Genomic DNA, 4,342 nt, shown 5'->3' with positions numbered 1-4,342 from the left:
GGGCCGCGCGGCGGTGGCGGCGGACGGCGTCGCGGTTGGCGCAGCGGTGGGAGCAGTAGCGGCGGCGGCCGGTGCGCGTGGTGTCGGCGAAGACGGTGGTGCACTCGGCGACGGCGCACCGGCCGAGCCGGTGCATGCCGCGGCCCACCAGGTGGAAGGCGGTGCCGACGGCGATCAGGGTGGACAGTACGGCGGCGAACGACTGGTGGTCGTCACGGTAGTGGAGGTGCCAGCCGCCGGTGTGGTCGGTCAGCCGGGGGTGGTCGGCGTCGGCGGCCAGCATCCGGTTGAGCCGCTCGGCCCGTTCGCGTTCGTCGGCCGCGTCGACCACCGACTCCCAGGCGTCCAGCAGGGTCAGGATGCGCGTCAGGTCCGCCGGCCGGACCGGCCCGTCGACCGCCAGTCCGGCCGCGCGGCAGCGGTCCAGCAGTTCCTCGGCGGTCCGGGGGCGTCGGTTGGCCAGGTCGGCGGCGAGGTGCACGGCGCCCTCGCCGTAAGGGTTGAGATGCATAAGACCATGACAGCAGGCTGCTGGGCATGAGTCAGCACACCGACACCGGAACGCGCTCCGCACCGGCGGTCTCCCCGGGGGCCAAACGCCGGCCCCGGTACCGCTGGGTGGTCCTCGCCGTCGCCACCGTCACCCAGGCCGCCTCCGGCTTCTTCGTCCAGGGCATCGGGGCGATGGCCGTCCCCCTGCAGCGCTCGCTGGACCTCAGCACGACCCAGCTGGGCCTGCTCCTCTCGGCTTCCCAACTGGTGCCGCTGGTCGGCCTGTTGGTGGCCGGGGAACTGCTGGACCGGCACAGCGAGCGCTGGGTCGTCGGCATCGGTTCCGCCGTGGTCGCCGCGGCCCTGCTGCTCGGCAGCCTGGCCCAGGGGTACGCCTCCCTGCTCGCCGTCCTGCTGGTCGTCGGCGCCGGGTACAGCACCGTGCAGCCCGGCGGCAGCAAGTCGGTGGCGGTCTGGTTCGACCCGGCCCAGCGGGGGCTGGCGATGGGCGTCCGCCAGGCCGGGCTGCCGCTGGGCGGGGCGCTCGCGGCCGCCGTCCTGCCACTGGTGGCGGTGGCGTACGGGTGGCGGGCGGCACTGGTGGTCGGCGGGCTGGTCGCGCTGCTGGGCGCCGGGCTCTTCACGACCCTCTACCGGCGGCCGCCGACCGCCCCGGCGGCACACCTCGCACCCGCGTCACCGAAGGCCCCCGCGCCACCGACCACCCCCGCGGCCTCCGTCCGCGCCCGGCTGCGGATCCTCCGCGAGCCGGCCATGGCGCGGATCCTGTTCTCCGGCCTGTGCCTGGTCTCGGTGCACGGCGGCGTCGGCGTGCTCAGCGCGCTGTACCTCCACGACGTGACGGCCCTCGGCCCCGGCGCGAGCGCCGCCGTCCTGGTGGCGGCCCAGGTCGCGGGGGCGGTCGGGCGGATCGCGCTGGCGGCCTGGAGCGACCGCAGCCGCGGCGGGCGGTACCGGCCCGTCCTGGTCTGCCTGGGCGCGGTGGTGACCGGACTGGCGGCCCTGACGACGCCGGCCGGCCAGTCCCCCGTGGCGGCCGCCGTCCTGTTCACCTGGCTCGGCTTCTTCGGGATCGGCTGGTACGGCCCCTGGGTGGCCCACCTGGCGGAGTCGGCGCCGCCGGGCCGGACCGGCTTCGCGCTCGGCCTGGTCATGGCGGTGAACCAACTGGCCGTCGTGCTGGTGCCGCCCGCCCTCGGACTGCTCCGCGACACCACCCACGGGTTCACCGCCGCCTGGGCGGCGCTCGCCGCCGCCGCGGCCGTGACCTTCGCGGTCACCGCCCGCGGCGGGCAGGGCGGACACGGGCGGGGCAAGCCCGGCGGGCAGGACACCCCACCCGGCTCGGGGCCGCGCACCGCCGGGTAGCGTACGGCCGTGAACAACGCGACGCCTCCCGGGTGGTACCCGGTCCCCGGTCCGGACGGCGCCCCCGGCCACGAGCGCTGGTGGGACGGCAGCGCCTGGACCGACGACGTCCGGCCAGGCCGGAGCGGCTACGGCTACCCGGGCCAGGAGGCGCTCACCGGTCCGCAGCCGTACCCCGGCCCGCAGCCGTACCCGGTTCAGCAGGCGTACCCGGCCGCGCCCTACGGCCAGGCCGGCCCCGGCTACCCGCCGGCGGCCCCGGCGCCCGCTCCCCGGCGCGCCAAGCCGGGCGTGATCGTCGCCGTCGCGGTCGGCGTGCTGGCGATCGGCGGCAGCATCGCCGGGATCGCGCTCAGCCACGGCGGCGACCCGACGGCGGACCCGACCACCGACCCCACCGTCTCCGTCTCCACGAGCCGCAGCACCGGCCCGACGACGAGCCCCACCCCCGCCCCGAAGCCGCCCAAGCCCGCACCGGTCCTCAAGAGCACCGTCGCGGACAAGCAGCACTCGATCACCCTCCCGGTGTTCGAGGGCTGGGAGGTCTCGGCGACCGACACCCCGCAGTGGACGGTCTACCTCGGCAGCGGCCGCTACACCTGCGCCAACGGCAGGGCCTGCATCCGCGGCCGGTTCTCGGTGGAGAAGGACACCGTCCAGGGCGACACCGCCAAGGCGGCCGCCGACGCCGCCATGCCGACCGTCGCCAAGCAGATCTTCAGCGGGATGACCTCGCAGACCGACTACGGCTCGGGCAGCCTGACCGTCGCCGGCGTGGCCGGCTACGCCACCCGCTGGCACATCACCAACGCCGACGGCACCCAGGGCTACGTGCTGCTGGCCGCCCTGCCCGCCAAGGGCGGCGGCTACGTGGTCTTCGACGGCGGCGTGGACGAGGACCCGGCCGCCCCGGACATCTCGGTGCTGGACCAGATCCTGCTGGGCGTCAAGAAGGACGACACCCCCACCAGCGGCACCTGACCGCCCGCGAGGGCCGATCGGCTCCCACCGGCAATCTGGCTATCCACGACATGGGCCCCTCGCCGGAAGAACTCCGGCGGGGGGCCCATGGAATGACGGTACGTCAGCTGCGCTGCGGGGCGGGCAGGGTCGCCGAGCCCGCGAGCAGCGGCCACTCCCGGTGGAACGGCGGCAGCGGCAGCTTGCCCTCGATGATCGGGGTGCCGAAGACCTTCAGGTGGGCGAGCAGCGCGCCGTTCAGGTCCACGCCGCCGACCAGCGACCAACTTCCCTGCGCCTGCGGCGGGTTGCCGGAGGAGTCGGCGACCAGCGAGCCCTCGGCCTGGGCGCGCAGGTAGGGGGCGACGGTGGTCTCCACGCCGACGGTGTCGTACAGGCCGAGGCTGATCTCGGCGCCGAGCGCGGCCCGCACGCTCGCCTTGCCGTTCAGCCGAAGGTGCACCGGGCTGACCTTGGTCTCGGCGTTGGTGACCGGGGTCCAGCCCTTGCCGCCGGTGTAGTCGGCGCGCACCGCCCAGGTGCCGGTGGCGTCCTGCTCCGCCTCCAGGTGGACCTGGCCGTCGGCGCTGACCTCCAGGTAGCAGGTGAGGCCGAGGTTGACGACCACCGGCAGGCCGGCGACCGTCAGCACCGGGCTGGCCTGCAGCTTGGCGAAGGGCACCCGGATCGGCGCCGCGCCGGTGCCGCGGGCGGCGTCGCCGGTGACCTTCCACTGGGCGTGGGCGCCGAGGTCGAACCCGATCGAGGCGGTGCGCGGGCTGCCGGCCGCCGCGCCGTGGTAGGCGAAGTGGACGGCCGGGTGGAGCTGGAGCGAGCCGGACGCGTCGAGGCCGGCGCCGCCGGGCAGCGGGACGGGGGCCTTGACGTTCACCTCCAGGGTGCCGGAGGCGTCGGCCTGCGCGCCGTTGCCGGTCAGGCCGGCGGTCGCCTTGAGGTCCTTGACCAGTGGGGTCACCGTGATGCCGTGCGGGTCGACGGGGACGTTGCCGTCCGCCTCGGTGCCGCCGAGGAGTTCGGACAGGGTGGCCGGACGGGTGGTCAGGGCGAGCGTGTCGCCCGCGCCGGGGCGGACGCCGGTGACGGCGACCAGCGCGCCCTGCGGCGCGGCGGCGGTGGGCGGGCTGGCGATCAGCTGCCCGGGCTGGACGGCGGCGGCCGCGGTGGCCGACGCGGTCGGAGTGGCGCCGGTCGGGGCGGCTCCGGGCGAGGCCGGGGCCGAGGGCGAGGGCGAGTTCGGGGCCTGGGCGGCCGGTGCCCCCGCGGCCGACAGCACCGCCGTCCCGCCCGCCGGGTCGTACGCCGTCAGCTGGAGGTTGTTGGCCGCCGCCGTGACGGCGCCACCGTCCTTGCCCGGGCTGCCGATCACGGCCTGCCGGTCCCCGGCGGGGGCGGCGGTGACGGGCGTCCTGGCCGGGGTCGGACGGCTGGTGGCGGGGGTGCCCGCCTTGGCGCGCGGGGTGCTGCCGGCGGGCGGCGCGGC

4 protein-coding genes are annotated in these 4,342 nt (G+C 76.5%); 2 read left to right on the top strand and 2 right to left on the bottom strand.

All coding sequences use genetic code 11. The features are described 5' to 3' along the window. Positions 1-511: CGNR zinc finger domain-containing protein (locus tag ABZW03_RS37885; protein ID WP_355268981.1), on the bottom strand; the 511-nt coding region annotated here is incomplete at its 3' end. Positions 512-537: 26 nt separating this feature from the next. Here ABZW03_RS37885 and ABZW03_RS37880 point away from each other — a divergent pair. After that, positions 538-1,881, top strand: a complete 1,344-nt coding sequence (locus ABZW03_RS37880; protein ID WP_355268979.1) for an MFS transporter — start codon at positions 538-540, stop codon at positions 1,879-1,881. 9 nt (positions 1,882-1,890) lie between these two features. After that, positions 1,891-2,862 carry a DUF2510 domain-containing protein gene (locus ABZW03_RS37875; RefSeq protein WP_355268977.1) on the top strand — a complete coding sequence of 324 codons (972 nt, stop codon included), beginning with the start codon at positions 1,891-1,893 and terminating at the stop codon, positions 2,860-2,862. Between the two features lie 103 nt (positions 2,863-2,965). Here the strand turns inward: ABZW03_RS37875 and ABZW03_RS37870 are convergent. Next, on the bottom strand, positions 2,966-4,342 hold a 1,377-nt coding region (locus ABZW03_RS37870), incomplete at its 5' end, for a hypothetical protein (RefSeq protein WP_355268975.1).

Source organism: Kitasatospora sp. NPDC004799 (assembly GCF_040609095.1).
Taxonomy (GTDB): domain Bacteria; phylum Actinomycetota; class Actinomycetes; order Streptomycetales; family Streptomycetaceae; genus Kitasatospora.
Note: the sequence above shows the minus strand (reverse complement) of the source record. Positions and strands in the feature narration are given on the sequence as shown.